Genomic DNA, 24,068 nt, shown 5'->3' with positions numbered 1-24,068 from the left:
ACGACCAACGGTCGTGGCCTACCGGTCCGGTGGGTATCGACCGTTGGTCGATACGCCCTACAGCCACTTCACCCGCTTGAACAGCCGGTACAGGCCAATGCAGATGCCACCGACAGCGACAATCATCAGCGGGTAGGCCCACGGCTGGTTCAATTCCGGCATGTGGCTGAAATTCATGCCATACCAGCTGGTGATCAGCGTCGGTGCGGCCAGCAGCGCGGCCCATGCACCCAGCCGCTTCACCGTCTCACCCTGGGCCAGCGTCACCAGTGACAGGTTCACGCTCAGGGCCGTGCCCAGCATCTCGCGCAGCGTGTCGATGACATCGCTGATGCGTACCGCGTGGTCGTGCACGTCGCGGATATACAGCTTCACTTCGTCCGGGAACAGCTCGCCCTGGTAGCGGCGCAGCTGTGCCAGTACATCCTGCAGAGGCGCCACCGCCATCCGCATCTTGTTCAACTCGCGCTTGAGCTCATACAGGCGCACCACCGTGCTGCGCTTGTAGCTGTCGGCAAAGATGTCCTTCTCAAGCAGTTCCAGGGTGTCGCGGAAGCGGTTGGTGATGGGCAGGTAATTGTCGACCACGAAGTCGGCCACGGCGTACAGGCAGTACGAAGGACCCATTTTCAGCAGCTGTGGTTCGCGCTCCACGCGCGCACGCACCGGTGCGTACGAGAGCGAGGCGCCATGGCGCACGGTCACCAGGAACCGTGGGCCGAGGAAGGCGTGGGTCTCGCCGTACTGGATGCGCTCGTCAACCATCTGCGCGGTGGTCACCACCACGAACAACGAGTTGCCGTAGGCCTCCACCTTGGGGCGCTGGTGCGCGTTGCGCGCATCCTCGACGGCCAGGTCGTGCAGGCAGAATTCTTCCTGCAGCTTCAGCAGTACATCTTCGTTCGGATCGTACAGGCCGACCCAGACGAAACCATTGTTGCTGGCGATGACATCGCTGATGGCATCCAGGCTGATGTCGTGGCGTTTGCCGTCGTCATCGTAGTGGACGCAGTTGATGACGCAGGTGGGATTGGCTGCGGCGGAGGCGGCAGCAGGGGCGGGCAGTGGGGCGGGCAATGACATGCCCGCCATCGTGCGTCAGTGCTGCGTTTCCGACAAGTGAGGACGGCGCCCCAGCACCCAGGCCAGCGCCGCGTGGACCGGCAGCAGCAGCACGATCCACTGCACGTTGTACTGCGCCTGCAGGCTCAGCCAGTGCAGCACCAGGGCAGCCACGGCCTGCACCGCCACCAGCCACAGCACGATCCTGAACATGCGGCCGGGCACGCGCCGCCGCAGCAGGCTGATCGCCCCCGGCAACAGCAGCACGCACAGCGGCGACAGCAGCAGCAGGTTGCGGTTGGCCCAGGCAGCGTAGTGCGTGCTGAAGCCCCACAGGAACACCAGCAGGCCACCGGCGATCGTGCACAGCAGCCACAGCGGCAAGGCCAGGCCGGCCAGCAGGCGCGTACGCCTGCGCAGCGCCAGCACGCCGACCGCAATCACCAGGCCACACAGCAGCCACGGCCACCAGTGGCGCGCGAATTCCTTCGGTTCGGGATCGATGCGGTGCGGCAGCAGTTCCTGCTCGGACTGCACGAGCGGGCGGCCGTCGCTGTTGCGGGCCTGCCGCAGGGCATCGGCCAGGCGCATCGGCACGAAGGCTTCCTGCCAGCGCGACAGCGGCTGGTCGGCAAACGGACCCAGGCCGATATCGAAGCCCAGCCACATCCACGCGGCCGGGGACGCCAGGCGTACCGACTCGCTGCGATAGGTGTTGCCACGCGAACGGCCCGACAGCTGCGAGTGCAGGCCGCCGCCCAGAGCCTTGTCGAGCGTGTCGCGCACCATCGTGGCGCAGTTGGCGGTGTAGTAATCGTAGTGGTAGCGCGCGTTTTCCGGCTTGGCCCGTTCGGCCAGGTCGGCGGCCAGCGAGCGCGCCTGGTCAGGGGTGATATCCAGCCACTGCACGCTGGCACCGCGGCCGGTCTCGTCGTAGTACGACAGGTCCTGCTGCAGTGGCAGCGCCACCAGGTAGTACATCATGTCGCCACGTACGAAGCGGCCGATGAAATCCTGTTCGGACGGATCGAAGTAGCCGAAGTTGTACGAGATCGCCTCGCCGCTCACCGGGTCCAGCACGACGATGGCATCGTGGCCGAAGCGTTCGAAGAACACGGTGCCGGGCTGCATGGTGACCACGCCGACGCGCGGGGCCGGGGCATCACTGGCCGTCGAAACGGCCGGCGCCGCCGCCTGCGCGAACGCGGTCAGTGGCAGGGTCGTGGCCAGCACGCAAAGTGCCAGCCACACCGTCAGGATCAGGCCACGGTGCTTCAAGCGTCGTCCTGCGCGTCCGGTGCCAGCACCGTTACATGGAAGGCCTGGACCCGGCGCGCATCGGCGCGGGCTACGCGGAACATGAAGCGGTCCAGCGCCAGTTCGTCACCGACTTCCGGCAGATGGCCCACCGCTTCGGTCACCAGGCCACCGATGGTGTCGTAGTCCTCATCGGAGAAGGTTGCACCGAAGCGCTCGTTGAAATCGCCGATCGGCGTGAGCGCATCCACCACGTACTGGCCATCGGCCTGGATGGCGATCTGCGCCGAGAAATCCTCGGCCTCGTCGTGTTCGTCGTCGATCTCGCCGACGATCTGCTCCAGCACGTCCTCGATGGTGACCAGCCCGGCGACACCGCCGTACTCGTCCACCACGATCGCCATGTGGTTGCGCGACAGGCGGAATTCCTTCAGCAGCACGTTGAGCTTCTTCGCTTCGGGAATCAGCACCGCCGGGCGCAGCAGCTCACGCACGTTGCCGGGACCGTTGTCGGCAACCACGCCGCGCAGCAGGTCCTTGGCCAGCAACACGCCGAGGATGTCGTCCTTGTTCTCGCCATGCACCGGGAAGCGCGAATGGCCGGACTCGACCACCTGCTTCATCAGCTCCAGGAAGGGCGCCTCGACCGGCAGCGAGACCATCTGCGAACGCGAGATCATCACGTCGCCCACGGTCAGCTCGGCCACCGAAATGGCACCTTCCATCATCTTCAGGGTATCGGCGGCGATCAACCCTTCTTCCTGCGCGGTGTGCAGGACAGCGACCAGCTCGTCGCGGGTGTGGGGTTCGCCGGAAAAAGCAGACGTCAGGCGTTCAAGCCAGCCGCGCTTCTTTTCACTGTGCTCCACGGAGGAGCTACTACTGTCGTCTTCTGACATCTCTGGAAAAAAGGCACCCGGCAGGCCGGGCGATGGCCCAAGTCTAGCAGGATGTGGGGGCCTGTCAGTGACCGTCGGCCGCCGGGGCGGTGGCGGCCGGGCCCTCGTCATCGGCCGGCAGGTCCAGGCTGTAGGTGCAGCCGGCCAGGGTCCTGCCGGGGTGGCTGGCGACGGTGGATACGCTGAGGATGATCGACTCGATCTGCGCCTCCCCGGTCTTCGGGTCGGTCACATCGCGGCTGACCAGCTCGCGCCCGGCCATGAACTTGCCGTCCTGGTCGTAGCCGATCTCCAGGGCCAGCTGCCTGGCCAGCGGCCGCGGATCGGCCTGGTCGAGCACGGCCATGATGCTGGCGCCGGCCACGGCCACACGCTCGGTCTGCTGGCCGAACACGGTGATCGGGCTGGCCAGCCGGTACTCGCTCATGAACTGGTTGCCCTGCGGCAGCGGCTGCAGGCCATGCGCCACGGCCTTCAGCGGATCGGCCAGCAGCGGTGCCAGTGCGGCGTGCTCGGCCACGCCCTGGCGGCATTCGATCAGGGCAGGCAGGTCCAGCGGCGCGGCGGAAGCGGTTGGGGCGACGACCAGCAACATGGGCAGGAGACGCAGCGGTGACATGGCGGGAGCACCCCGTCGGCAGGATGGAAGCGGTGCATGGTAACGACGATGCAGGCGGGCGGCGAGCAGGGAGCGTGGGTCAGGGTGGGTACCGTTGACTGGAGGCGGGCTGCCAGCGGACCCTGACCGGGAAGCCCAATTGCGCTTCCAGGTGATCACGAACGGTGGTCACCGTTGCCCGGGCCTCGTGGCCCTCTTCCACATCCAGCACCAGCTCGCCGGTTCTGACGTCCAACGCCAGAGCGTCCAGGTGCGGGATCTGACTGCGGATCCAGGGGTGTTGCGCCCGCATGCGGCGCTGCATCTCCGCCTCCGTCAGCGCAGCGCCGGTGCGGAAGTGCACATGCTGCGGGCCATCTGCGCCGCCATGTACCTCATCTGCTACCGGTTCATCACCGGTCAGTCGCACCACGACGTGCCAGCCCGGATCGTTGTCCACCCAGATACCCGCCAGCCGCGCCGCATGCCGGGCTTCCAGGCGCTCGATCAGCGCCCGTTGCTGGGCGGTGGCGACGGTGTCGCGGGTGTCCTGCTCGCTGCTGCCGAAGAACGCTCGTAGTTCGGCGACCTTTGCGCTGATGTCGGCCTCGCTGTCGCTGGCGGGGAAGGGCGAGGGTTGGTCAGGATCGGGCATCAGGCCTGCCCCGGTCTGCAGCAGCGCGGCAAGCAACAGTGCAGGCAGGGTCATGCTGCGCTCCTCTTCCGTGAGTGCGTGGGCCGGGACCGGGCCCGGCGTCAGCGCTCGCCCGCGTACGGGTCGTCGATGCCAAGCTCGGCCAGGATCTCGCGCTCCAGCTGTTCCATCGCCTCGGCTTCCTTGTCGTCCTCGTGGTCCCAGCCGAGCAGGTGCAGCACGCCGTGCACGGTCAGGTGCGCGTAGTGGGCGTTGAGCACCTTGCCCTGCTCCTCGGCTTCACGCGCCACCACCGGTGCGCAGATCACCAGGTCACCCAGCAGCGGGAACTTGACGCCCTTGGGCAGGCCCTCCGGCACGTCGGCCGGGAAGCTCAGCACGTTGGTGGCGTAGTCCTTGCCCCGGTAGTGCCGGTTCAACGACTGCCCTTCCTTGCTGTCGACCACGCGGATGGCCAGGTCGGCCTCGCGGATCCGGCCCTTCAGCGCCGCCGCCACCCACTTGCGGAAGCTGACGGCCGAGGGCAGCCCGGCACGGGGCAGGGCGTAGTTGACGGCTACATCGAGGCGGACGGGACCCTTGGTCATGGCAACACCGGCATTTCAGATCGAACAGGAGGTCACAGTATCGCGCGTGTCGCCGTTCACTGCGACTTCCAGTCGCCGGCTTCGTAGGCGATTTCGATCACCGACGCCTTGGCCGCACGCCCCTGGATATCGGCATCGCCGGTCGATGCGTGGCAGTTGTAGCCGTTCTGCAGCGTCACCTGTCTGGCCAACTGGATTGCCCCCTGCTCCGGCGCTGCATCGGGATCCACATACAGGGTGGCGTTGGCACAGCCGCCTACGTTGGCCACTTCCAGCGCCGGGATCAGGCCGCGCGTGGCGCGATCAGCGAGGACATCGAATGCCTCGCGCGGGAGGACGGACTGGTTGGCCGAGATGCGCAGCTTGAAGAAATGCAGCTGTTTGTAGAACAGATAGCCATTGGAATGCAGCGGCTGGTTGCTGGACACCTGCAGCAGGCCCAGGCGCAGCTTCTCGCCTCGAACCTGCTCGGCCTTGGCAATGGCCTGGATCACCGCCGCGTCGATGTCATTGGCACCTTTCGCAGGAACTGCCTCGGCCGACAGCGGGAAGGGCTCCTGTCCCAGCTCCTGCAGGTCCGCGTAGATGCCGGACGCAACCGCCTGCCTGAGGTCCGCCTGCAAGGCCTGCATGCCGCGGTCCACGGCAACCTGCGGGTCCAATCGGCCCGCCGGATACACGAAAACACTGATCGCCGCCTCTGGGTGCAGGCGGCTGCGGTAACTGAACCCGGCCCCCGCCAATCGGTCGTCCGGGTTGTAACTGCTGCGTACGAGCGTGAAATCCTCCACCTGGTAGGGAGCAATCACATAGCTGGATTCAACATACGCCCGCGCTTCGGCGGCAGGCGGGGAAGCGGCGAGTGCAGGGACCGGCCCGAGGGCCAGCAGGCACAACGACAGCAGCAGACCCGGGCGAACCATGACACGTCCTTATGTGCACAGGAGCCCGCAGTGTAGTGTCATTCCGCTCCAGGTTGGATCTGGTGCAGGTCGCGGCGGTCGTAGGCGCTGACGATGCGCGCCACCAGCGGGTGGCGGACCACGTCGCGGGCTTCGAAGAAGGTGAAGCTGACGCCCTCCACGTCGCGCAGCACGTCGATCGCATCGCGCAGGCCGGACTTCACATGCTTGGGCAGGTCGGTCTGGGTCAGGTCGCCGGTGACCACGGCGGTGGAACCGAAGCCCAGGCGGGTCAGGAACATCTTCATCTGTTCGATGGTGGTGTTCTGCGCTTCGTCCAGGATCACGAACGCATCGTTGAGCGTGCGGCCGCGCATGTAGGCCAGCGGCGCGATCTCGATGACGTTCTTTTCCAGAAGCTTGAGCACCTTTTCCACGCCCAGCATTTCATACAGGGCGTCGTACAGCGGGCGCAGGTACGGGTCGACCTTCTGGCTGAGGTCGCCGGGCAGGAAGCCCAGCTTCTCGCCGGCCTCGACCGCCGGACGCACCAGGATCAGGCGCTGCACGCGTGATTCGTTCAGTGCTTCCACCGCGCTGGCCACGGCCAGGAAGGTCTTGCCGGTACCGGCCGGGCCGATGCCGAAGTTGATGTCGTGGCTGGCGATCTGGTGCAGGTAGCGGCTCTGGTTGGAACCCCGCCCGCGCACGGTTCCGCGCTTGACCTTGATCGCCACGTCCTGCGCTTGGTAGGAGCGGTCGGCGATCTGTTCGATGTTGGCCGCGTTCAGCCGCAGGTGAATGGCGTGGTTGTCGAAGGTGGTTTCGGCGGCTTCTTCGTACAGCGCCTCGATCAGTTTCTGCGCCTCGGCGCTGGCCTCGGCCGGGCCGCTGATGCGGAACACGAAGCCGCGGTTGGCGATTTCCACGCCAAGCTTCAGTTCGATCTGGCGCAGGTGGCCGTCGAACGGGCCGCACAGGTTGGCCAGCTGCGCGTTGTCTTCCGGCGACAGGGTGAAGTCTCGATGCTCGATGCTTTTCATTGCTTGGGGTGGGGCGGGGTCGCCGTCCACCGCGATGGCGTCAGGGACGACAAGGGTAACGCGCAAGCCGGCATGACGACAGTTCTCCACACCGGGTGTGGACCGGCGCCGAAGAAACCTGTGGATAGATCTTCGCAGGGCCTGTGCCACAAGGAAGATGATGCCGTGGTGAAAATTGTGCCAGTGGCTGCTGGGTTTTCCACATGCGGTGTGGACGGTGTTGCCACGAACCTGTGGATAGGTGGCAGCGAGCCTTGCGGCAGTGGCGTTGGCAGCGACTGATCAATTATTGGCCAGCGCTGATCTGGATCATTGCGGGTGCACAGGGAGCATGGCACCTTGGCGCCATCGCAGGAGGTGGCGCATGGCCGTGGGCACGTGGGTGCGCAGGATGGGGTTGCTGGGCAGCTGCCTGCTGGCGGGCTGCGGCGAAGCACCGCCAGCAGCACTGGGTACGCTTGAATGGGACCGGATCAGCGTGCCCGCACCGGCGGCTGAAGTGATCAGTACCGTTGACGTGCGCGAGGGGCAGGCGGTCAAGGCGGGCGCGCTGCTGATGCGCCTGGACCCTGTCCGTGGCGCAGCCCAGCTCGACGCCGCACAGGCCGAAACGGCCCGCGCGCAGGCACAACTCGAGGAGCTGCAGGTGGGCCCGCGTCCGGAGCAGATCGCCCAGGCCCAGGCACAGCTCACCGCGCTGCGCGCGCAGGCGGCGGAAGCCACCGCTTACTACCGCCGGGTGCAACCGCTGGCCCGTCAGCGGTTGGTGGCTGCCGCTGATCTGGACCGGGCCCGCGCGGCCGCCGGCAACGCCGTGGCCAGCGTGCGCGCTGCCGAACAGGCGTGGCTGCAGCTGCAGCGCGGCAACCGTCGTGAGGACATCGCCCAGGGCCAGGCCGCCTCCAGGGCGACGCTGGCACAGGAGGTCGTCCAGGCCGTCAACCTGCAGAAACTGCAGCTGCGCGCGCCGCGCGATGGCGTGGTCGATGCGTTGCCCTACAGGCAAGGCGACCAGGCACCGATCGGTGCACCGTTGGTGGTGATGCTGGTGGGCGAACGGCCGTATGCGCGCGTGTACCTGCCGCAGCCGTTGCGCCTGCAGGTGAAGGTCGGGCAGGCCGCGCTGGTGCAGCTGGACGGCGCCAACACCGTATTGAAGGGGCATGTGCGGTCGATCCGCAGCGAACCTTCCTTTACCCCCTATTACGCGTTGACTGGTGATGACGTCTCGCGCCTGAGCTACCTGGCCGAGATCGAGATCGACGACAGTGCCGACATGCAGGCGCTGCCCGCCGGGCTGCCGGTGCAGGTGCGTTTCTGAATCCGGTCGATGACATCGCTGTGCGTGCGCGGGGCCTGAGTCGCCGATTCGGCGACCTGCTGGCGGTGGACAACGTTGATCTGCAGGTGCCGCGTGGGCAGGTATACGGCTTCCTCGGCCCGAACGGCTCGGGCAAATCGACCACCATCCGCATGCTGTGCGGGCTGCTTGAGCCGAGCGCGGGCGAGATCGACGTGCTGGGGCTGGCGATCCCGGCGCAGGCCGAAGCGTTGCGCCGTCGCATCGGCTACATGACCCAGCGTTTCTCGTTGTACGAAGACCTGTCGGTGCGGGAGAACCTGGAATTTCTTGCCGCCATCCAGGATCTGCCACGCGCGCAGGCGCGGCAACGGATCGATGCGCTGCTGCAGCAATACCGCCTGCAGGACCGCCAGGTGCAGTTGGCCGGCACCCTCAGCGGGGGGCAGAAGCAGCGGCTGGCGCTGGCCGGTGCGGTAATCCATGCGCCGGAACTGCTGTTCCTGGATGAGCCGACCAGTGCGGTCGATCCCGAGTCGCGCCGCGATTTCTGGGAAGCGCTGTTCGAACTCGCCGATGCCGGCACCACGGTGCTGGTGTCCACCCACTACATGGACGAGGCCGAACGCTGCCACCGCCTGGCGATCCTCGATCGGGGTGCCCTGGTAGCCGATGGCACGCCGGCCGAACTGTGCGGGCAGCTGCAGGGCCGCACCCTGGCCGTCACCACCGCGCAACCCCGGCAGGCCAGCCGCGCGCTGGCGGCGTTGCCGGGCGTGCTCAGCGTGGCGCAGATCGGCACCGAGCTGCGTGTGCTGTGCAGCGAGGGTGCGGTCGATACCGCCGTGCTGGCGCAGGCCCTTGCCGCCGCCGATCCGCAGGCCAGGATCGAGCCGGTGGCGCCCAACCTGGAAGACGTCTTCGTTTCCGCTACCCGTGGCCGTGGCCGGGAGCCGGCGGCATGAGCCTGCGACGGCTGTGGGCGATCATGCTCAAGGAGCTGCGCCAGCTGCGCCGCGACCGGATCACCCTGGCGATGATCATCGGCATCCCGGTGATGCAGCTGCTGCTGTTCGGCTATGCGATCAACCTCAACCTGCGGCACCTGGATGCCGGCATCGCCGACCAGGCCAACAGTGCGGCGTCGCGCGCGCTGGTGCAGGACATGGTCGCCACCGGTGTGATCGCCCCGCGCGCACAGGCCTATACGCCCGACCAGCTGATGGAGGCGTTGCGACGGGGCAGGATCAGCGTGGGCATCGTGATTCCCGCCGATTTCGAACGACGCCGCTACGAAGGCCGCGAAGCGGTGCAGGTACTGGTCGATGGCAGCGACACGGTGGTGCAGAGTGCGGCGATCCAGTTGGCGCAGGTGCCGCTGGACACGCGCCCGACCAGCAACACGCGGCCGCTGCGCGAAGGCAGCATCGCCAGCGGGCCGGTAAGCGTCATCAGCTTCTACAACCCGCAACGACGGTCTGCGGTGAACATCGTGCCCGGCCTGATCGGGGTGATCCTGACCATGACCCTGGTGATGTTCACTGCGGTGGCGGTGGTGCGCGAGCGCGAACGCGGCAACATGGAGCTGCTGATCGCCACGCCGGTATCGCGCAGCGAACTGATGGTCGGCAAGGTATTGCCATACGCAGCGATCGGTCTGCTGCAGACCACCCTGGTGCTGCTGCTGGGCACGTGGTTGTTCGAGGTCCCGATCCGCGGCAGCCTGCTGGATGTCTATCTTGCCGCCGTGCTGCTGGTGCTGGCCAACCTGGCGCTGGGCCTGTTGATTTCAACCCGGGCGCGTTCGCAGTTCCAGGCCATGCAGATGACCCTGTTCCTGTTCCTGCCCTCCATCCTGCTGTCGGGCTTCATGTTCCCGTTCGCCGGCATGCCCCGGCCGGTGCAGTGGCTGGCTGAAGTATTGCCGCTGACCCATTTCCTGCGCCTGGTACGCGGCATCATGCTGCGCGGGGCTTCGCTGTGGGAGCTGTGGCCGGACGCGCTGGCGCTGCTGGTGTTCATCGTGGCGATGATGACCCTGGCCATCCTGCGCTTCCGCAAACGCCTGGATTGAAGCATGCCGACCAACGGTCGGCATCCACCCCGGTAGGTGCCGACCGCTGGCCGGCATCAATTTCGGTAGGTGCCGACCGCTGGCCGGCATCAATTGCGGTGGGTGCCGACCGTTGGTCGGCACACCTTATTCCGTCACGACGCGCCCGCGCAGCGAGTTGGTCAACGCTTCGGTGATCACCACGTCCACGAACTGGCCGATCAGGCGCGGGTGCGCCGGGAAGTTGACCGAACGCATGTTCTCGGTCTTGCCGGTCAGTTCGTTCGGGTTCTTGCGCGAAGGGCCTTCCACCAGCACGGTCTGTACGCTGCCGACCATCTTTTCGGAGATCTGCGCGGCATGCGCGTTGATCCGTTCCTGCAGCCGCGACAGGCGCGCATGCTTTTCCGCGTCGCTGATCGTGTCTTCCAGGTCTGCAGCCGGCGTGCCCGGGCGACGCGAATAGATGAAGGAGAAGCTGTGGTCGAAGCCGATGTCCTCGATCAGCTTCATGGTCTTCTCGAAATCAGCATCCGTCTCGCCGGGAAAACCGACGATGAAGTCCGAACTGATCGAGATGTCGGGGCGCACCGCACGCAGCTTGCGGATCTTCGACTTGAATTCCAGTGCGGTGTAACCGCGCTTCATCGCTGACAGCACGCGGTCGCTGCCTGCCTGCACCGGCAGGTGCAGGAAGTTGGCCAACTGCGGTACATCGCGGAACGCGTCGACCAGCGAATCGCTGAACTCCAGCGGGTGCGATGTGGTGAAGCGGATGCGGCCGATGCCGTCGATCTCGGCGATGGTGCGGATCAGCAGGCCCAGGTCGGCGAGCTCGCCGTCACCATAGGGACCACGGTAGGCGTTGACGTTCTGGCCGAGCAGGTTGATCTCGCGCACGCCCTGTGCCGCAAGCTGTGCCACTTCCACCACCACGTCCTCGAACGGGCGGCTGACTTCGGTACCACGCGTGTAGGGCACCACGCAGAACGAACAGTACTTGGAGCAGCCTTCCATGATCGATACGAATGCCGACGCGCCATCAGCACGCGGTTCGGGCATGCGATCGAACTTCTCGATTTCCGGGAAGCTGATGTCCACCTGCGGGCGCTGCTGCTCGCGACGGGCGCGGATCAGCTCCGGCAGGCGATGCAGTGTCTGTGGGCCGAACACCAGGTCGACGAATGGCGCGCGCTTGATGATCGCCTCGCCTTCCTGCGACGCCACGCAACCGCCGACGCCGATGATGACCTCGCGGCCCTGGTTCTTCAGGCTCTTCCAGATGCCCAGCTGACTGAACACCTTCTCCTGCGCCTTTTCGCGGATCGAGCAGGTATTGACCAGGATGACGTCTGCGTCCTCCGGGCGATCGGTCAGTTCCAGGCCATCGCTGGCGGCGAGCACGTCGGCCATCTTGGCCGAGTCGTACTCGTTCATCTGGCAACCGTGGGTCTTGATGTACAGCTTGCCCTTCACCTGGTCAGGCTTGCGCGGACCAGAGGGCAGGGCAACGAGCGGGGTGCCGCCCTGGGTGGTGGGCGGAAAGACGTCTGGCGTCCCGTTCATGGCGCTTAATCCATTCGGGTGGCGGGAAAGGGGGCGATTCTACCCGCATCCCAGGGCATGCGCCCGGCGCAACGGCAGCGGCGCCACGCTGCGCGCTCGCGGGGCATGGCCCCGCGCTGCCTGCATCCCGTGCCGTTCGGCAGCGCCGGGCCGGGTGCCTTACGCCGCGACCAGCTCCGCATCGATCTGCCGCGAGCGGTCGAACGCGGTCAGAGCACTCATCCGTGCGATGTAGGCGGCCGTCGCCGGTGCCGGCTGCACCAGGCCGAACGCACTGGTCCAAGCCAATGCATTGCCCCACAGCACGTCGGCGGCACTCATCACCTCGCCCAGCAGGTACGGTCCCTGCGCCAGCTGCGCTTCGATCACCTGCAGCACCGTATCGGCATCGTTATAGGGCGACATCGCATGCGGCGGCGGATCGCGGCGCATCGCCTTGTCGATCATCGCCGGCTCGAAACAGGCGCCATAGAAGGCCATCCAGCGCAGGTAAGGGCCGCGCAGGGCGTCGCCGATCGGCGGTGCCAGCCCGGCTTCCGGGTACAGGTCGGCCAGGTACAGATAGATCGCCACCTGCTCGGTCACCAGGGCGCCGTTGTGGACGATTGCCGGCACCTTGCCCATCGGGTTGATAGCCAGATAGGCCGGGGCCAGGTTGGCACCGGCCTTCAGGTCCAGCACCTGCATGCGGTAGTCGGCGCCCAGCGCTTCGAGCAGGGCGACAGCGCCGCTCGAGCGTGAACGGGCGGCGTGGTAGAGGGTGATCTGGCGTGACGTCATGGCATTGCTCCCTGCAGGTGGTGGTGAAGTGGGGCCCATGCTGGGGCACAATTGCGGACGACTTCTGTCCGCGATCCGTCATGCGCCATACCGCCCATCGCCTGCTTCGCCTGATTTCCCTGCTGCAGGCCCGCCGTCACTGGTCCGGCGCCGAGCTGGCCGAGCGCATGGGCGTGGACCGGCGCAGCATCCGTCGCGATGTCGAGCGCCTGCGTGAGCTGGGGTATCCGGTACAGGCCTCGGCCGGTGTAGGTGGCGGCTACCGGCTGGGCGCCGGTGCGCCGGTGCTGCCGATGCTGCTGGATGAGGAGGAGGCCACCACACTGGCGATTGCCCTGCGCGCGGCGTCGGCCACGGTGTCCGGCATCGACGACACCGCACGCGGCCTGCTGTCCAAGCTCGACCCGCTGGTGCCGGCGCGTCGCCGCCAGCAGGCCGGCGAAGTACATGCCGCGACCGCAACCCTGTCCGACCTGCCGTCCACCGACGCGCGCCTGCTCGGGCGACTGGCCCAGCATTGCCGGCAGGCCGCGCGGCTGGCCTTCGAATACCGCAGCGCGCAGGACGCGGTGACGCAACGCGAAGTCGAGGCCCAGCACCTGGTCAACTACGGACGGCGCTGGTATCTGCTGGCCTGGGACCTGGGGCGGCAGGACTGGCGCACGCTGCGCGTGGACCGGATGGGCGCAGTGCGTCCGCTGCCAGAGCCCGGCCTGCATCGGCGCACTCCGGCGCCACCGGATGTGATGGTGCGGCAGGCGGTCAGCCAGGCGCCGTTCGCGCTGCAGGCCGTCCTGCGCCTGGCCGGCAGCGAAGCGGAGCTGACCGGGTGCATTCCGCCCTGGTGCGGTGTGCTGGAGGCCGACGGGCCAGAACATTGCCTGTTGCGGATGGGCGCGGAGAGCCGCGGCATGATTCTGGCGCAGATCCTCAGCCTGGATCGCCTGCCGGTGGCGGTGTGGACCACGCCGGCCGAGCTGCGCGAGGAGCTGGCCCAGCGCCTGGCCGGGCTTGGCCAGGTCCTGGCCGTGCCCGCCGTCACGGTCTGAGCCGGCGCCCTTGGCAAGCCGCAGCGAAGCTGGGACACTCGCGGCCATGAAGGGGAGACTGGGGATAACGGCGATCATCATCGCTGCGCTGACCGCTGCGCCGGCCAGCGCCGGTACCCTGTACAAGTGCCTCGGCGCCGACGGTGTCACCAGCTATGTCAGCAAGCGGGTGGCCGGTGCCCAATGCAGCACCATCAGCTACACCCGCAGCGCGGGCAGGGCAGCACGCGCTCCCGTTGCCACGCCGGCGCCGGCGCCGCTACCAGCACCTGCGGCACCTGCTGCAGTGGTGGCCAGCGCTGAGCGTAATCCGGTCGCGGTCGCCGCCGCTGCGGCCAGTCCCGCTGTCGCAGCGACCCCGGCACCCGCAACGACCTCTACGCCGGCCAGTCCACGCGGCGGCAGGATGGTCAGCGGACAGGTCTATTCGTACATGCAGGACGGGGTGCGCCACTACACCAGCGCACGCCCGACCCAGGTCGCCAACCTCGGCCCGGTGCGGACCATCCGCTACAGTTTCATGGAGCGCTGCTACGCCTGTGGGGTCAATCCGCGCGTCGATTTCGGCAGCGTGCGCCTGAACACCACGGCCTTCCAGAGCGAGATCACCTCGGCCGCACGCGAATTCGGGGTGGAAGAGGCCGTGGTACGCGCGATCATCCATGCCGAGTCGGCCTACAACCCGACCGCACTCAGCCGTGCCGGCGCCCAAGGCCTGATGCAGCTGATGCCGCCCACCGCCGCGCGCTTCGGCGTCAGCGATTCCTACGACGCGGGGCAGAACATCCGTGGCGGGGTGCAGTATCTGGCCTGGCTGTTGAAGCGTTTCAATGGAGACCTGACCCTGGCCGCTGCCGGCTACAACGCGGGCGAGGGCGCGGTCGATCGCCATCGCGGCGTGCCGCCCTACAGCGAGACCCAGTATTACGTGCGCCGGGTCGGCCAGTTGGCCGAGCGCTATCGCACGGCCCTGACCAAGCAGTAGGTGCCGATCGTTTGTCGGCACACCTTTGAACAGGTAGGTGCCGACTGTCAGTCGGCACGGATCTGAAAGAGTTGCTGCAATGCGTTGTGTGGCGCGCGACGGTTCCGCTACACTCGACCGAGATTCAATGCGGCTCTGGCCCCCACCGGAACCGCTGGCAGCCTTAAAGCTACCTAATCAATATCGGAGTGCCGGATGGCCAACGATGGGGTACACGATCCAGTCAACACCGGACGTCGGCGTTTTCTTACTGCCACCACAGCCGTGGTGGGCGCCGTCGGCGTCGGATTCACCGCAGTTCCTTTCATCAAATCCTGGAACCCCAGTGCCCGCGCCAAGCTTGCCGGCGCACCGGTGGTGGCCGATATCAGCGCCCTGCAGGAAGGCCAACGCCTGATCGTGGAATGGCGTGGCCAGCCGATCTGGATCGTCAAGCGGTCCAAGGCGATCCTTGACGCGCTGCATGGGCTGGATGGCCGCTTGAAGGACCCCGAGTCCGGCGAGAAGGACCAGCAGCCGGAGTACGTGCTCAAGCAGAACCCGGAGCTGCGCTCGATCAAGCCCGAGATCTCGGTGCTGGTGGGTCTCTGCACGCACTTGGGCTGTTCGCCGGAAATGGTCGGTGAAATCCGCCCCGAGCCCTACGATCCGCAGTGGAAGGGCGGCTATTTCTGCCCCTGCCACAAGTCGCGCTTCGACATGTCCGGCCGCGTCTTCAAGGACGTGCCCGCACCCATCAACCTGAAGGTGCCCGCGCACCACTACCAGGACGACAACACCATCATCATCGGTGTCGATCCGCAGGGGGCTGCCTGATGTTCAACATCCTCAGCCGTACCGCCACCGGCGTGGCCGACTGGGTCAATGCCCGCGCGCCGGGGTTGATGCCGATCTATCGCAAGCACGTCAGCGAGTACTACGCGCCGAAGAACTTCAACATCTGGTACTACTTCGGCTCGCTGGCGCTGCTGGTGCTGGTCAACCAGATCGTCACCGGCATCTTTCTGACCATGCACTACAAGACGAATGCCGCTGAAGCATTCGCCTCCATCGAATACATCATGCGTGACGTGGAGTGGGGCTGGCTGATCCGCTACATGCACTCCACCGGTGCCTCGCTGTTCTTCATCGTGGTCTACCTGCACATGTTCCGCGGGCTGCTGTATGGCAGCTACCAGAAGCCACGTGAACTGGTGTGGATCCTGGGCATGCTGATCTACCTGGTGTTGATGGCCGAAGCCTTCATGGGCTACGTGCTGCCGTGGGGCCAGATGTCGTTCTGGGGCGCCAAGGTGATCATCTCGCTGTTCGGCGCCATTCCGGTGATCGGCAACGGCCTGACCGAATGGATCATGGGCGATTACCTGCCCAGCGACGCCACGCTCAACCGGTTCTTCGCACTGCACGTGATCGCGCTGCCGCTGGTCCTGCTGCTGCTGGTGGTGCTGCACCTGGGCGCGCTGCATGAAGTGGGATCGAACAATCCCGATGGCGTGGAGATCAAGAAGGGCCCGAAGGGCAACCGCTGGTCACCGAACGCGCCGACCGACGGCATCCCGTTCCATCCCTACTACACACTCAAGGACGGCGTCGGTGCGGGCTTCCTGCTGATCATCGCGGCCTTCATCATCTTCTTCGCACCGGCCTTCGGTGGCCTGTTCCTGGAACACGACAACTTCACCGAAGCCAATCGCCTGGTCACCCCCGAGCACATCAAGCCGGTCTGGTACTACACGCCGTACTACGCGATGTTGCGCGTGGTGCCGAACAAACTGGGTGGCGTGATCGTGATGTTCTCGGCCATCGCCATCCTGTTCCTGGTGCCCTGGCTGGACCGGGCCAAGGTCAAGTCCTACCGCTACCGCGGCGCGCTCTCGCGGGTGCTGCTGGGGGTGTTTGCAGTGTGTTTCGTCTGGCTCGGCGTGATCGGCTCCGGCCCGGGCACCGATGCACACGAGACCTATGTCGGGCGGGTGCTGACCTTCCTGTACTTCGCCTTCTTCATCACCATGCCGATATGGACAAGGCTGGACAAGACCAAGCCGGTACCGGAAAGGGTGACCACGCATGACTGAGCGCTGGATGGTCCGGCTGGCCCTGGCGGCCGCCCTGATGCTGGGCAGTACCCTGGCCATGGCCGCCGAGGGCGGCACCAAGCTCCTGCAGGCCGGTAACGACCTGGGTGACCGGGCGTCGCTGCAGCGCGGCGCCCAGTTGTACATGAACTACTGCAGTGGCTGTCATGCACTGAAGTACCTGCGCTATTCGCGGATGGGCGAGGACCTGGGGCTGAGCGAGGAAGAGGTGATGAACAACCTCAACTTCACCGGCTCGGCGATCGGCGATCCGGTGCCGGTGGCGATGCCCAAGGAGCAGGCCGAAAAGTGGTTCGGCAAGATGCCGCCGGACCTGAGCCTGATTTCCCGGGTGCGCGGCAGCGACTGGATCTACACCTACCTGAAGTCGTTCTACCTGGACAGCAGCCGCCCGCTGGGCTGGAACAATGCGCTGTTCGCCAACGCATCCATGCCCAATCCGTTGTGGGAGATGCAGGGCCTGCAGCATGCGGTACATGGCAAGGCCGAAGCAGCGGGCATGGACCCGCCGGTGACGGGCCTGCGCATCGAAAGCCCGGGTTCGGTCGATGCGGCGCAGTACGACCAGGCCGTGCGCGACATCACCAACTTCCTTGAATACGCCGGCGAGCCGGCCGCGCTGAAGCGGCAGCAGCTCGGTGTCTGGGTGATCCTGTTCCTGGCCCTGCTGACCTTCCTGGTGTACCTGTTGAAGAAGGAATACTGGAAGGACGTGCACTGATCCAGGGCCGGCCATCGCAACGGGCCTATTGGCTTTTGTGATGGTCGGTTGCACACTCGGGGAGGAGTCGACCGTCAGCACGGTGCTGGCGGCGCCGATACGGCAGGCGGTCTCCTGTCGTAGGAGAGCCTTTGATGGCGGCGAGCGTACGCATGCGCAATACACTGACGCTGTTTTCCTCGAACGACGATGTACTGTGCCACCGTGTGCGCCTGGTGCTGGCGGCCAAGGGCGTGAGTTTCGACTTCGTACCGGTGGATCCACAGAACCCGCCGGAAGATCTGATCGATCTCAATCCGTACCACTCGGTGCCGACCCTGGTCGAGCGCGAGCTGGTGCTGTATGCCGCGTCGGTGGTCAGCGAGTATCTGGACGAGCGCTATCCGCATCCGCCGCTGATGCCGGTCGACCCGCTGTCGCGCGCGCGCATCCGCCTGGCCATGCTGCGTATCGAGCACGACTGGGTGCCGCAGGTGCAGGCCATCCAGCTGGGCAACAAGACCCAGGCCGAGGCAGGGCGCAAGCGGCTGAAGGAACTTTTGACGGCCTCGCTGCCGTTGTTCAAGGCCAGCAAGTTCTTCCTCAACCCGGAAATGAGCCTGGCCGACTGCGCGATGGCCCCGATCATCTGGCGCCTGCAGTCGCTGGATGTACCGCTGCCGAAGGACGGCAAGGCGATCGAGGACTACGGCAACCGGATCTTCCGCCACCCCGGTTTCGTCCGCAGCCTGACCGATCAGGAAAAGAAACTGCGCGATCTGCCGGGCTGATCCGCCATCCGCTTTCCCGTCTGCACGCCGACCGGCGTGCAGACGATCCGCCCCGGCCGGGGCGTCGGGCGCTACACTTCACGCATGACCGAAGACTTCTTCCACATGACCAGCCACCGACCGTACCTGTTGCGGGCCCTGGTGGAATGGATCAATGACAACCAGCTGACGCCGCACATCCTGGTCGACGCCGGCGTTCCCGGCGTGCAGGTTCCGCCTTCAGCCATCAAGGATGGCCGGGTGGTGCTCAACATCGCCGAACGCGCCGTGGTACGGCTGGTGATCGACAACGAGTCGGTGAGCTTCTCGGCGCGCTTCTCCGGCACCAGCTATCCGGTGCAGGTGCCGATCAGCGCCGTACTGGCGGTATATGCCCGCGAAACCGGGCAGGGCATGGCACTGCCGGATGACATTCCCGGTGGCGAGCCGGCGCCGGCCAGTGATGAGCTGCTGCACGACGATGAGCAGACGCCGCCGGACGACACGCCGCCCGCTGGTCCGCCGCCGAAAGGCCGTCCGACGCTGCGCGTGGTCAAGTAATGGTGGGGCCGACCGTTGGTCGGCACACCTTCAGCCCCTACACATCCTCGGCCTCTTCGTTGTCCGCACGGATCTGGCTGATCCGTGCCGCGCCCGGGCCGGTAAAGGAAACCAGCTGGTCGCCGCGCAGCACCATGCGGCCGACATGGCGATCGATGCCGTCGTACGAATACTCGAACTTGAAGGTGCGTTCGAAGCCGAGGCGTCCGTCTTCCCCGCGCGACAGGCGCAGGCCCGTGGCGTGCACCGCCTGGTCCAGCCACTGCACATCGGCGGCACGGCAGGCGTTGCGGCCCAGCTCGATCGCACGTTCGGCGGCCGAACGCGCTGCGTTCCAGAAGAAGTAGACGATACCGCCGGCAATCAGCAGCAACAGCAGGGTGGGCATAGCGTCAGCCGTCAGGTGTCGATCCGCCAAAGATGGCGACGAATGGCGACCGGATCAAGCGGCATGTGCTCAGCGAACGCTGCCAGGCTCCACCGACTGCTGCGGCGGCACCGGTGACGGTGCAGCGGGAATCACTGTTGGAAGCGGTGCAAGCTGCGGCGCAGTGGCATTCAACTGCAGCAACGCGGCCCAATCCTGCCGGTTGAAGCTGCATTCGTCCTCACGGCCCGGTGTGCAGGTCGGGTCGATGCCGGTGGTGTCGCGCTCGCGCGGCGGCGGCAGCTTGATCGTGCCGGTGCGATCCAGTTGTAGCAGGCGCATCGCCACGGTATTCATGACATTGCCGCCCACCAGGTAGAGCGTCTGGTCGCCACCGAGGTTGGCCGCCACCACCACTTCGCAATGCGACTTCCAGTGGCCGACCGAGCCGTTGCCGAGGGCCTGCACCAATCCGCTGTAACTGAGCGTGCTGCTGCGGTCGCGCAGGAAGCACAGCAGATCGCCCGGCGCAGGCTTGGCGGTGGCCGGGTCCACCAGGCGGTAGGGCACGCCGGAAGGGCCTGCCTGGTAGGCGGCGCGGATATAGTCGATATGGCGTGGGGAAGTATTGAAGCCGGGTACGCCGGCACGCACCATCACCCAGGAAATGAAGGCCGCCGACCACGGATTGTCGATCAGGAAGGCGCGGCAGTCGCTGTCGGTGTAACGCGTGCCCAGCGGCGCCAGGCAGCTGCTGGCGCCGGGCTGGCTGCCCAGTGCGTTGAGCGTGCCGCTTTCGCGCCAGTAGCTGGTGACCCGTTGCCAGGCGATCAGGCCGTTGTCGGCCAGATGATCGCCTTCGGCCTCGGTGACACTGAGGCTGGCGGCGCGGCCGTCACGGTCGATGAAGGGGCGATACCAGAGCCGATGCTCGTTGCAGGCGGTGTTGCGGATGGCGACCGCCAATGGGCTCAGGCCGAAACGCGGTGGGACATCGCAGGCTTCGACAGCGGCGGCCGAGAAAGGCGTCGCCGCCAGCAGCAGGCAGGCAGGCAAGAGCATCCGGCGCATGCGCGGCTCCTGTGGGGGATGGCCGCAGCGTCGCAGCGCCGTTGTGAACGCCGGGTGTGAGAGCGGTGGTGCCGGCCGCTGGCCGGCAACATCACGATCCGCCAATCCACCCTCAACCCGGTGGCGGACCCAGTTTCAACGACAGGTCGATTGCCTGCACGTGCTTGGTCAAGCCGCCGATGGAAATGCAGTCCACGCCATCTTCGGCGATCGAGCGCAGGCCACCGAGGCCGACGCTGCCGGACACCTCCAGTGGAATGCGGCCTTCGGTGATGCGCACCGCTTCGCGCCGCAGTTCCGGGCTGAAGTCGTCCAGCAGGATGCGTTCACAGCCAGCTTCCAGCGCTTGCCGCAGCTGTTCCAGGTCCTCGACCTCGACCACCAGCGGCAGCTGTGGCCATTGCTGGCGGGCGGCCGAGACAGCGGCAGCCAGTGAACCGGCCGCGCGGATGTGGTTCTCCTTCAGCATCACCGTGTCGTACAGGCCGAAGCGGTGGTTGTCGCCACCACCGCACCGCACCGCGTATTTCTGGGCCAGGCGCAGGCCGGGCAGGGTCTTGCGGGTATCAAGGATGCGTGTGCCCGTGCCTGCCACCGCAGCCACATAGCGGGCCGTGGTGGTGGCGGTGCCGGACAGGGTCTGCAGGAAATTCAGCGAGGTGCGTTCGGCGCTGACCAGGCTGCGGCTGCGCCCATGCAGCAGGGCCAGCACGGTGCCGGCGCTGACGCTGTCGCCTTCGGCCACCCGCCACTCGATCTGCACGTCCGCATCGAGTGCGCGATGGGTGGCGTCGAACCACGGGCGGCCCGCGATCACCGCATCCTGCTTGCACAGCAGGTAGGCGCTGTCGGGCTGGTCGGGCAGCAGGGCGGCGGTGACGTCACCGCTGCCCAGGTCCTCGGCCAACGCGCGGGCGACATCGGCCGCGACGACGGCTGGATCCGGCGTCGGCAGCGCGCTCATGCGGCCGGGAAGTCGGCGATCTGTGCGGTCGGGATGGCTTCTTCGGCCAGCAGCACCGGGATGCCGTCGTCGACGCGGAACACCTGCTTGCGGTCGCGGGTGACCAGGGCTTCGCGCAGCGGCTGCGCCAGCGGGTTGCCATCGGCGCGGTTGACGGAACCGGCGGCGATCGCCCGGTTGAGGGCTTCCAGGCCCTTGCCATCCAGCAGGGACAGGGGCTGGCGGGTGTCGGGCGACACCAGCAGGTCGAGCAGCTTGCGATCCATGGTTCTTCGTCTTGCGTGGAAGATGGCTAGAATACGTCTTTAAGGCAGGTGACGGCCAATGACCCCCAACCCGATCGCGCCGCTTGTCGGCATCGTCATGGGTTCCCGCTCCGACTGGGAAACCATGCAGCACGCCGCCCAGAAGCTTGAAGCTCTGGGCGTTCCGTTCGAAGTGAAGGTGGTGTCCGCCCATCGGACGCCGGATGTGTTGTTCAGTTATGCCGAGCAGGCGGCTTCGCGCGGGCTGCGCGCGATCATTGCCGGCGCCGGCGGTGCCGCGCATCTGCCGGGGATGATCGCGGCCAAGACCGCAGTGCCGGTGCTGGGCGTGCCGGTGCAGTCCAAGGCCCTCAACGGCATGGATTCGCTGCTGTCGATCGTGCAGATGCCGGCCGGCATCCCGGTCGCCACCTTCGCCATCGGCAATGCCGGCGCGTCCAATGCCGCACTGTTCGCCGCCGCGATGCTGGCCAGCGACCAGCCGGCCATCGGCCAGGCGCTGGACAGCTTCCGCGCGCGCCAGACCGAAGACGTGATGGCCCACGACGATCCGCGCCAATGAGCCTGACCGTCGGCATCCTCGGCGGCGGTCAGCTCGCCCGCATGATGGTCCTGGCCGGTGCGCCGCTGGGACTGCGCTTCGAACTGTATGATCCGGCGGCCGACGCCTGCAGCGGCCCGCTGGCGCCGCTCACCGTCGGCGCCTTCGATGATCGCCAGGCACTGGCGGATTTCGCTGCCAGGGTCGACGTGATCACCTTTGATTTCGAGAACGTGCCGGCTGACAGCGCGCAATGGCTGGCCGACCGCGTGCCGGTCTATCCGCCGCCGTCGGCGCTGGCCGTGGCCCAGGACCGGTTGAGCGAGAAGACCCTGTTCCAGCAGCTGGGCATCCCGCTGCCGGCCTTCGCCAATATCCGCAGCCGCGACGAGCTGGCTGCCAAGGCCGCCGAATTCGGCCTGCCGTGCATCCTCAAGACCCGCCGCCTGGGCTACGACGGCAAGGGTCAGTTCCGCCTGCGCAGCGAAGCGGACATCGATGCGGCATGGCAGGCCCTGGGCGCGCAGGTCGAGCGCACCGGGCTGATCCTCGAGGGCTTTGTCGCCTTCCAGCGCGAAGTCAGCGTGGTTGCCGTGCGCGGCCGCGATGGCAGCTTCCAGGCTTGGCCGGTCACCGGCAACTGGCATGTCGACGGCGTGCTGTCGGCCAGCGTGGCTCCGGCGGTGCTGTCCGCTGCCGAGCACGAAGCAGCGATCGGCTATGCCCGTCGTGTTGCCGAACACCTGCAGTACGTGGGTGTGTTCGCGCTGGAACTGTTCTGCCGCGACGGTGAACTGCTGGCCAACGAGATGGCGCCGCGCGTGCACAACTCCGGTCACTGGACCATCGAAGGCAGCGAAACCTCCCAGTTCGAGAACCACCTGCGTGCGGTGCTCGGCCTGCCGCTGGGCAGTACCCGCATGCTCGGCCATGCCTGCATGCTGAACTGGCTGGGGGCGATGCCTGACCCGACGCCGGTGCTGCAGCAGGCCAGTGGCCATTGGCACGATTACGGCAAGGAATCGCGTGACGGCCGCAAGGTGGGTCACGCCACCCTGCGCGATGATGATGCCGATGCACTGGCCGATGCGCTGGAGCAGGTAGGCCTGGAGCTCGACCGCCAGGCCCAGGTGGCCCCCGCGGTGCACGCGCTGCGTAACGGTTGACCAAGGTGATGCCGACCGTCGGCCGGCAGGCGCCGCTGAACCCGGTAGTGCCGGCCGCTGGCCGGCGACGCCCACCAGGATGAGCATCCACCACGGCCAGGCGTGATGCCGGTAGCGCCGGGCCATGCCCGGCGGATGCGGATGCCCGTCGGCCTCAGCGCAGCTGGCTCTCGGCGAACTCCCAGTTCACCAGTTGCCAGAATGCCAGCAGATAACGCGCACGATCATTCTGGTAGTCGGTGTAATACGCGTGCTCCCACACATCGCAACACAGCAATGGCGTGCTGTCGCCGGTCAGCGGCGTACCCGCATTGCGGGTGGCCTGCAGGCCGAGCTGCCCGCCGGGGTGCTGCACCAGCCACACCCAGCCGGAGCCGAACAGGCCAAGCGCGGTTCGATTGAACTCCTCGCGCAGGCGCTGGCCGTCGCCGAACTGGCGCTTGACCAGCTCGCCCAGGCGGCCCTGCGGCTCGCCACCGCCGCGCGGGCGCAGGCACTGCCAGTAGAAACCGTGGTTCCAGGCCTGTGCGGCGGCGTCGAACAGCGCGCCCTGGGCGTGGCGGACGATGTCCTCCAGCGTGGCTTCTTCCCATTCGGTGCCGACAATGGCGGCATTGACCGCCTCGATGTAGGCGCGATGGTGGCGACCATGATGCAGTTCCACGGTCTGCGCCGACAGGTGCGGCTGCAGGGACGATGGCAGGTAGGGCAGGGCGGGCAGTTCGAGGGGCATGGACAGGTTCGTGGCCAGGGGGCGGCGGCAGCCGGTACCATCGGCTTACAATGGCGGCTACCGTGGGCAGTCTAGCCGACCATCGCGGTTGGTTCGT

Annotated in this window: 27 protein-coding genes; 12 read left to right on the top strand and 15 right to left on the bottom strand. The window is 66.7% G+C overall.

Translation table 11 applies throughout. From position 1 onward, the window contains the following. Positions 1–57: 57 nt before the first annotated feature. The 8 genes from K5K93_RS05520 to K5K93_RS05485 all read right to left on the bottom strand — a co-directional run bounded on the left by K5K93_RS05520 (position 58) and on the right by K5K93_RS05485 (position 7,003). Complete coding sequence (locus K5K93_RS05520; protein WP_222390048.1) at positions 58–1,092, bottom strand: magnesium and cobalt transport protein CorA; 1,035 nt, start codon at positions 1,090–1,092, stop codon at positions 58–60. A gap of 6 nt (positions 1,093–1,098) precedes the next feature. Beyond that, positions 1,099–2,340, bottom strand: coding sequence for a DUF4105 domain-containing protein (locus tag K5K93_RS05515; RefSeq protein ID WP_093817810.1), 1,242 nt, complete (start codon positions 2,338–2,340; stop codon positions 1,099–1,101). Continuing rightward, positions 2,337–3,218 carry a transporter associated domain-containing protein gene (locus tag K5K93_RS05510; protein ID WP_033830752.1) on the bottom strand — a complete coding sequence of 294 codons (882 nt, stop codon included), beginning with the start codon at positions 3,216–3,218 and terminating at the stop codon, positions 2,337–2,339. The genes K5K93_RS05515 and K5K93_RS05510 overlap by 4 nt, the downstream gene beginning before the upstream one ends. Positions 3,219–3,282: 64 nt before the next feature. Beyond that, positions 3,283–3,837 (bottom strand): hypothetical protein, encoded by a 555-nt coding sequence (locus K5K93_RS05505; protein WP_222390047.1) that lies wholly within the window; start codon positions 3,835–3,837, stop codon positions 3,283–3,285. A 79-nt stretch (positions 3,838–3,916) separates the two neighbouring features. Continuing rightward, the gene (locus K5K93_RS05500) at positions 3,917–4,525 is read right to left on the bottom strand and encodes a hypothetical protein (RefSeq protein ID WP_222390046.1); all 609 of its coding nucleotides are present in this window, start codon (positions 4,523–4,525) and stop codon (positions 3,917–3,919) included. Between the two features lie 47 nt (positions 4,526–4,572). Continuing rightward, a complete protein-coding gene (ybeY, locus tag K5K93_RS05495; protein ID WP_093817812.1) occupies positions 4,573–5,058 on the bottom strand; it encodes an rRNA maturation RNase YbeY in 486 nt (161 codons plus the stop codon). A 56-nt stretch (positions 5,059–5,114) separates the two neighbouring features. Beyond that, entirely contained in the window at positions 5,115–5,981 is an 867-nt protein-coding gene (locus tag K5K93_RS05490) for a hypothetical protein (protein WP_261311934.1), read from the bottom strand. Positions 5,982–6,019: 38 nt separating this feature from the next. After that, a complete protein-coding gene (locus tag K5K93_RS05485) occupies positions 6,020–7,003 on the bottom strand; it encodes a PhoH family protein (protein ID WP_093817813.1) in 984 nt (327 codons plus the stop codon). A 364-nt stretch (positions 7,004–7,367) separates the two neighbouring features. Between K5K93_RS05485 and K5K93_RS05480 the strand changes: the two genes are divergently transcribed. The 3 genes from K5K93_RS05480 to K5K93_RS05470 are packed head-to-tail and all read left to right on the top strand — an operon-like array spanning position 7,368 to position 10,377. Next, on the top strand, positions 7,368–8,324 hold the full coding sequence (locus tag K5K93_RS05480; RefSeq protein ID WP_093817814.1) for an HlyD family efflux transporter periplasmic adaptor subunit: 957 nt from the start codon (positions 7,368–7,370) through the stop codon (positions 8,322–8,324). A 20-nt stretch (positions 8,325–8,344) separates the two neighbouring features. Next, positions 8,345–9,268 carry an ABC transporter ATP-binding protein gene (locus K5K93_RS05475; RefSeq protein WP_222390045.1) on the top strand — a complete coding sequence of 308 codons (924 nt, stop codon included), beginning with the start codon at positions 8,345–8,347 and terminating at the stop codon, positions 9,266–9,268. Continuing rightward, positions 9,265–10,377, top strand: coding sequence for an ABC transporter permease (locus tag K5K93_RS05470; RefSeq protein ID WP_080149299.1), 1,113 nt, complete (start codon positions 9,265–9,267; stop codon positions 10,375–10,377). The genes K5K93_RS05475 and K5K93_RS05470 overlap by 4 nt, the downstream gene beginning before the upstream one ends. Positions 10,378–10,503: 126 nt before the next feature. On the opposite strand, the gene miaB is transcribed toward K5K93_RS05470, so the two are convergent. Further along, positions 10,504–11,922: a tRNA (N6-isopentenyl adenosine(37)-C2)-methylthiotransferase MiaB gene (gene miaB / locus K5K93_RS05465; protein ID WP_222390044.1), complete on the bottom strand. Its 1,419-nt coding sequence runs from the start codon at positions 11,920–11,922 to the stop codon at positions 10,504–10,506. A 159-nt stretch (positions 11,923–12,081) separates the two neighbouring features. Then, entirely contained in the window at positions 12,082–12,702 is a 621-nt protein-coding gene (locus K5K93_RS05460; RefSeq protein ID WP_093817818.1) for a glutathione S-transferase, read from the bottom strand. 80 nt (positions 12,703–12,782) lie between these two features. Here K5K93_RS05460 and K5K93_RS05455 point away from each other — a divergent pair, with 80 nt between their 5' ends. From K5K93_RS05455 to K5K93_RS05425, 7 genes are all read left to right on the top strand, one after another. After that, positions 12,783–13,751 (top strand): WYL domain-containing protein, encoded by a 969-nt coding sequence (locus K5K93_RS05455; RefSeq protein WP_222390043.1) that lies wholly within the window; start codon positions 12,783–12,785, stop codon positions 13,749–13,751. 46 nt (positions 13,752–13,797) lie between these two features. Continuing rightward, positions 13,798–14,736 carry a lytic transglycosylase domain-containing protein gene (locus tag K5K93_RS05450; RefSeq protein ID WP_093817820.1) on the top strand — a complete coding sequence of 313 codons (939 nt, stop codon included), beginning with the start codon at positions 13,798–13,800 and terminating at the stop codon, positions 14,734–14,736. Positions 14,737–14,931: 195 nt separating this feature from the next. Continuing rightward, positions 14,932–15,552, top strand: coding sequence for a ubiquinol-cytochrome c reductase iron-sulfur subunit (petA, locus tag K5K93_RS05445; RefSeq protein ID WP_025875286.1), 621 nt, complete (start codon positions 14,932–14,934; stop codon positions 15,550–15,552). Continuing rightward, positions 15,552–16,811, top strand: coding sequence for a cytochrome bc complex cytochrome b subunit (locus tag K5K93_RS05440; RefSeq protein WP_222390041.1), 1,260 nt, complete (start codon positions 15,552–15,554; stop codon positions 16,809–16,811). The genes petA and K5K93_RS05440 overlap by 1 nt, the downstream gene beginning before the upstream one ends. After that, positions 16,804–17,553 carry a cytochrome c1 gene (locus tag K5K93_RS05435; RefSeq protein WP_025875282.1) on the top strand — a complete coding sequence of 250 codons (750 nt, stop codon included), beginning with the start codon at positions 16,804–16,806 and terminating at the stop codon, positions 17,551–17,553. Before K5K93_RS05440 ends, K5K93_RS05435 begins: the two co-directional genes overlap by 8 nt. 134 nt (positions 17,554–17,687) lie before the next feature. Next, entirely contained in the window at positions 17,688–18,323 is a 636-nt protein-coding gene (locus tag K5K93_RS05430) for a glutathione S-transferase N-terminal domain-containing protein (RefSeq protein ID WP_025875280.1), read from the top strand. A gap of 84 nt (positions 18,324–18,407) precedes the next feature. Beyond that, positions 18,408–18,863, top strand: coding sequence for a ClpXP protease specificity-enhancing factor (locus tag K5K93_RS05425; RefSeq protein WP_025875278.1), 456 nt, complete (start codon positions 18,408–18,410; stop codon positions 18,861–18,863). A 37-nt stretch (positions 18,864–18,900) separates the two neighbouring features. Here K5K93_RS05425 and K5K93_RS05420 read toward each other — a convergent pair whose 3' ends face one another. The 4 genes from K5K93_RS05420 to K5K93_RS05405 all read right to left on the bottom strand — a co-directional run bounded on the left by K5K93_RS05420 (position 18,901) and on the right by K5K93_RS05405 (position 21,531). Further along, entirely contained in the window at positions 18,901–19,251 is a 351-nt protein-coding gene (locus K5K93_RS05420) for a DUF3301 domain-containing protein (RefSeq protein WP_093817823.1), read from the bottom strand. A 69-nt stretch (positions 19,252–19,320) separates the two neighbouring features. Beyond that, positions 19,321–20,301, bottom strand: coding sequence for a DUF2272 domain-containing protein (locus K5K93_RS05415; RefSeq protein WP_222390040.1), 981 nt, complete (start codon positions 20,299–20,301; stop codon positions 19,321–19,323). 112 nt (positions 20,302–20,413) lie between these two features. Beyond that, complete coding sequence (nadC, locus tag K5K93_RS05410) at positions 20,414–21,265, bottom strand: carboxylating nicotinate-nucleotide diphosphorylase (protein WP_093817825.1); 852 nt, start codon at positions 21,263–21,265, stop codon at positions 20,414–20,416. Further along, the gene (locus tag K5K93_RS05405; protein ID WP_025875269.1) at positions 21,262–21,531 is read right to left on the bottom strand and encodes a Trm112 family protein; all 270 of its coding nucleotides are present in this window, start codon (positions 21,529–21,531) and stop codon (positions 21,262–21,264) included. The genes nadC and K5K93_RS05405 overlap by 4 nt, the downstream gene beginning before the upstream one ends. A gap of 58 nt (positions 21,532–21,589) precedes the next feature. On the opposite strand from K5K93_RS05405, the gene purE reads away from it, so the two are divergent. Together purE and K5K93_RS05395 are read left to right on the top strand one after the other, a co-directional pair. Beyond that, a complete protein-coding gene (gene purE, locus K5K93_RS05400) occupies positions 21,590–22,093 on the top strand; it encodes a 5-(carboxyamino)imidazole ribonucleotide mutase (RefSeq protein WP_049466980.1) in 504 nt (167 codons plus the stop codon). Continuing rightward, positions 22,090–23,238 (top strand): 5-(carboxyamino)imidazole ribonucleotide synthase, encoded by a 1,149-nt coding sequence (locus tag K5K93_RS05395; protein ID WP_222390038.1) that lies wholly within the window; start codon positions 22,090–22,092, stop codon positions 23,236–23,238. Before purE ends, K5K93_RS05395 begins: the two co-directional genes overlap by 4 nt. A 154-nt stretch (positions 23,239–23,392) precedes the next feature. Here K5K93_RS05395 and K5K93_RS05390 read toward each other — a convergent pair whose 3' ends face one another. Then, positions 23,393–23,971, bottom strand: coding sequence for a superoxide dismutase (locus K5K93_RS05390; protein WP_093817827.1), 579 nt, complete (start codon positions 23,969–23,971; stop codon positions 23,393–23,395). Between the last annotated feature and the right edge of the window lie 97 nt (positions 23,972–24,068).

The organism is Stenotrophomonas sp. DR822 (assembly GCF_019793815.1).
GTDB lineage: Bacteria > Pseudomonadota > Gammaproteobacteria > Xanthomonadales > Xanthomonadaceae > Stenotrophomonas > Stenotrophomonas indicatrix.
Note: the sequence above shows the minus strand (reverse complement) of the source record. Positions and strands in the feature narration are given on the sequence as shown.

Coding starts and splice junctions, on each gene's coding strand:
- K5K93_RS05520 (WP_222390048.1), bottom strand. CDS start 1,092: ATGGCGGGCATGTCATTGCCCGCCCCACTGCCCGCCCCTGCTGCCGCC.
- K5K93_RS05510 (WP_033830752.1), bottom strand. CDS start 3,218: ATGTCAGAAGACGACAGTAGTAGCTCCTCCGTGGAGCACAGTGAAAAG.
- K5K93_RS05505 (WP_222390047.1), bottom strand. CDS start 3,837: ATGTCACCGCTGCGTCTCCTGCCCATGTTGCTGGTCGTCGCCCCAACC.
- K5K93_RS05500 (WP_222390046.1), bottom strand. CDS start 4,525: ATGACCCTGCCTGCACTGTTGCTTGCCGCGCTGCTGCAGACCGGGGCA.
- ybeY (WP_093817812.1), bottom strand. CDS start 5,058: ATGACCAAGGGTCCCGTCCGCCTCGATGTAGCCGTCAACTACGCCCTG.
- K5K93_RS05490 (WP_261311934.1), bottom strand. CDS start 5,981: ATGGTTCGCCCGGGTCTGCTGCTGTCGTTGTGCCTGCTGGCCCTCGGG.
- K5K93_RS05485 (WP_093817813.1), bottom strand. CDS start 7,003: ATGAAAAGCATCGAGCATCGAGACTTCACCCTGTCGCCGGAAGACAAC.
- K5K93_RS05480 (WP_093817814.1), top strand. CDS start 7,368: ATGGCCGTGGGCACGTGGGTGCGCAGGATGGGGTTGCTGGGCAGCTGC.
- K5K93_RS05470 (WP_080149299.1), top strand. CDS start 9,265: ATGAGCCTGCGACGGCTGTGGGCGATCATGCTCAAGGAGCTGCGCCAG.
- miaB (WP_222390044.1), bottom strand. CDS start 11,922: ATGAACGGGACGCCAGACGTCTTTCCGCCCACCACCCAGGGCGGCACC.
- K5K93_RS05460 (WP_093817818.1), bottom strand. CDS start 12,702: ATGACGTCACGCCAGATCACCCTCTACCACGCCGCCCGTTCACGCTCG.
- K5K93_RS05455 (WP_222390043.1), top strand. CDS start 12,783: ATGCGCCATACCGCCCATCGCCTGCTTCGCCTGATTTCCCTGCTGCAG.
- K5K93_RS05450 (WP_093817820.1), top strand. CDS start 13,798: ATGAAGGGGAGACTGGGGATAACGGCGATCATCATCGCTGCGCTGACC.
- petA (WP_025875286.1), top strand. CDS start 14,932: ATGGCCAACGATGGGGTACACGATCCAGTCAACACCGGACGTCGGCGT.
- K5K93_RS05440 (WP_222390041.1), top strand. CDS start 15,552: ATGTTCAACATCCTCAGCCGTACCGCCACCGGCGTGGCCGACTGGGTC.
- K5K93_RS05435 (WP_025875282.1), top strand. CDS start 16,804: ATGACTGAGCGCTGGATGGTCCGGCTGGCCCTGGCGGCCGCCCTGATG.
- K5K93_RS05430 (WP_025875280.1), top strand. CDS start 17,688: ATGGCGGCGAGCGTACGCATGCGCAATACACTGACGCTGTTTTCCTCG.
- K5K93_RS05425 (WP_025875278.1), top strand. CDS start 18,408: ATGACCGAAGACTTCTTCCACATGACCAGCCACCGACCGTACCTGTTG.
- K5K93_RS05420 (WP_093817823.1), bottom strand. CDS start 19,251: ATGCCCACCCTGCTGTTGCTGCTGATTGCCGGCGGTATCGTCTACTTC.
- K5K93_RS05415 (WP_222390040.1), bottom strand. CDS start 20,301: ATGCGCCGGATGCTCTTGCCTGCCTGCCTGCTGCTGGCGGCGACGCCT.
- nadC (WP_093817825.1), bottom strand. CDS start 21,265: ATGAGCGCGCTGCCGACGCCGGATCCAGCCGTCGTCGCGGCCGATGTC.
- K5K93_RS05405 (WP_025875269.1), bottom strand. CDS start 21,531: ATGGATCGCAAGCTGCTCGACCTGCTGGTGTCGCCCGACACCCGCCAG.
- purE (WP_049466980.1), top strand. CDS start 21,590: ATGACCCCCAACCCGATCGCGCCGCTTGTCGGCATCGTCATGGGTTCC.
- K5K93_RS05395 (WP_222390038.1), top strand. CDS start 22,090: ATGAGCCTGACCGTCGGCATCCTCGGCGGCGGTCAGCTCGCCCGCATG.
- K5K93_RS05390 (WP_093817827.1), bottom strand. CDS start 23,971: ATGCCCCTCGAACTGCCCGCCCTGCCCTACCTGCCATCGTCCCTGCAG.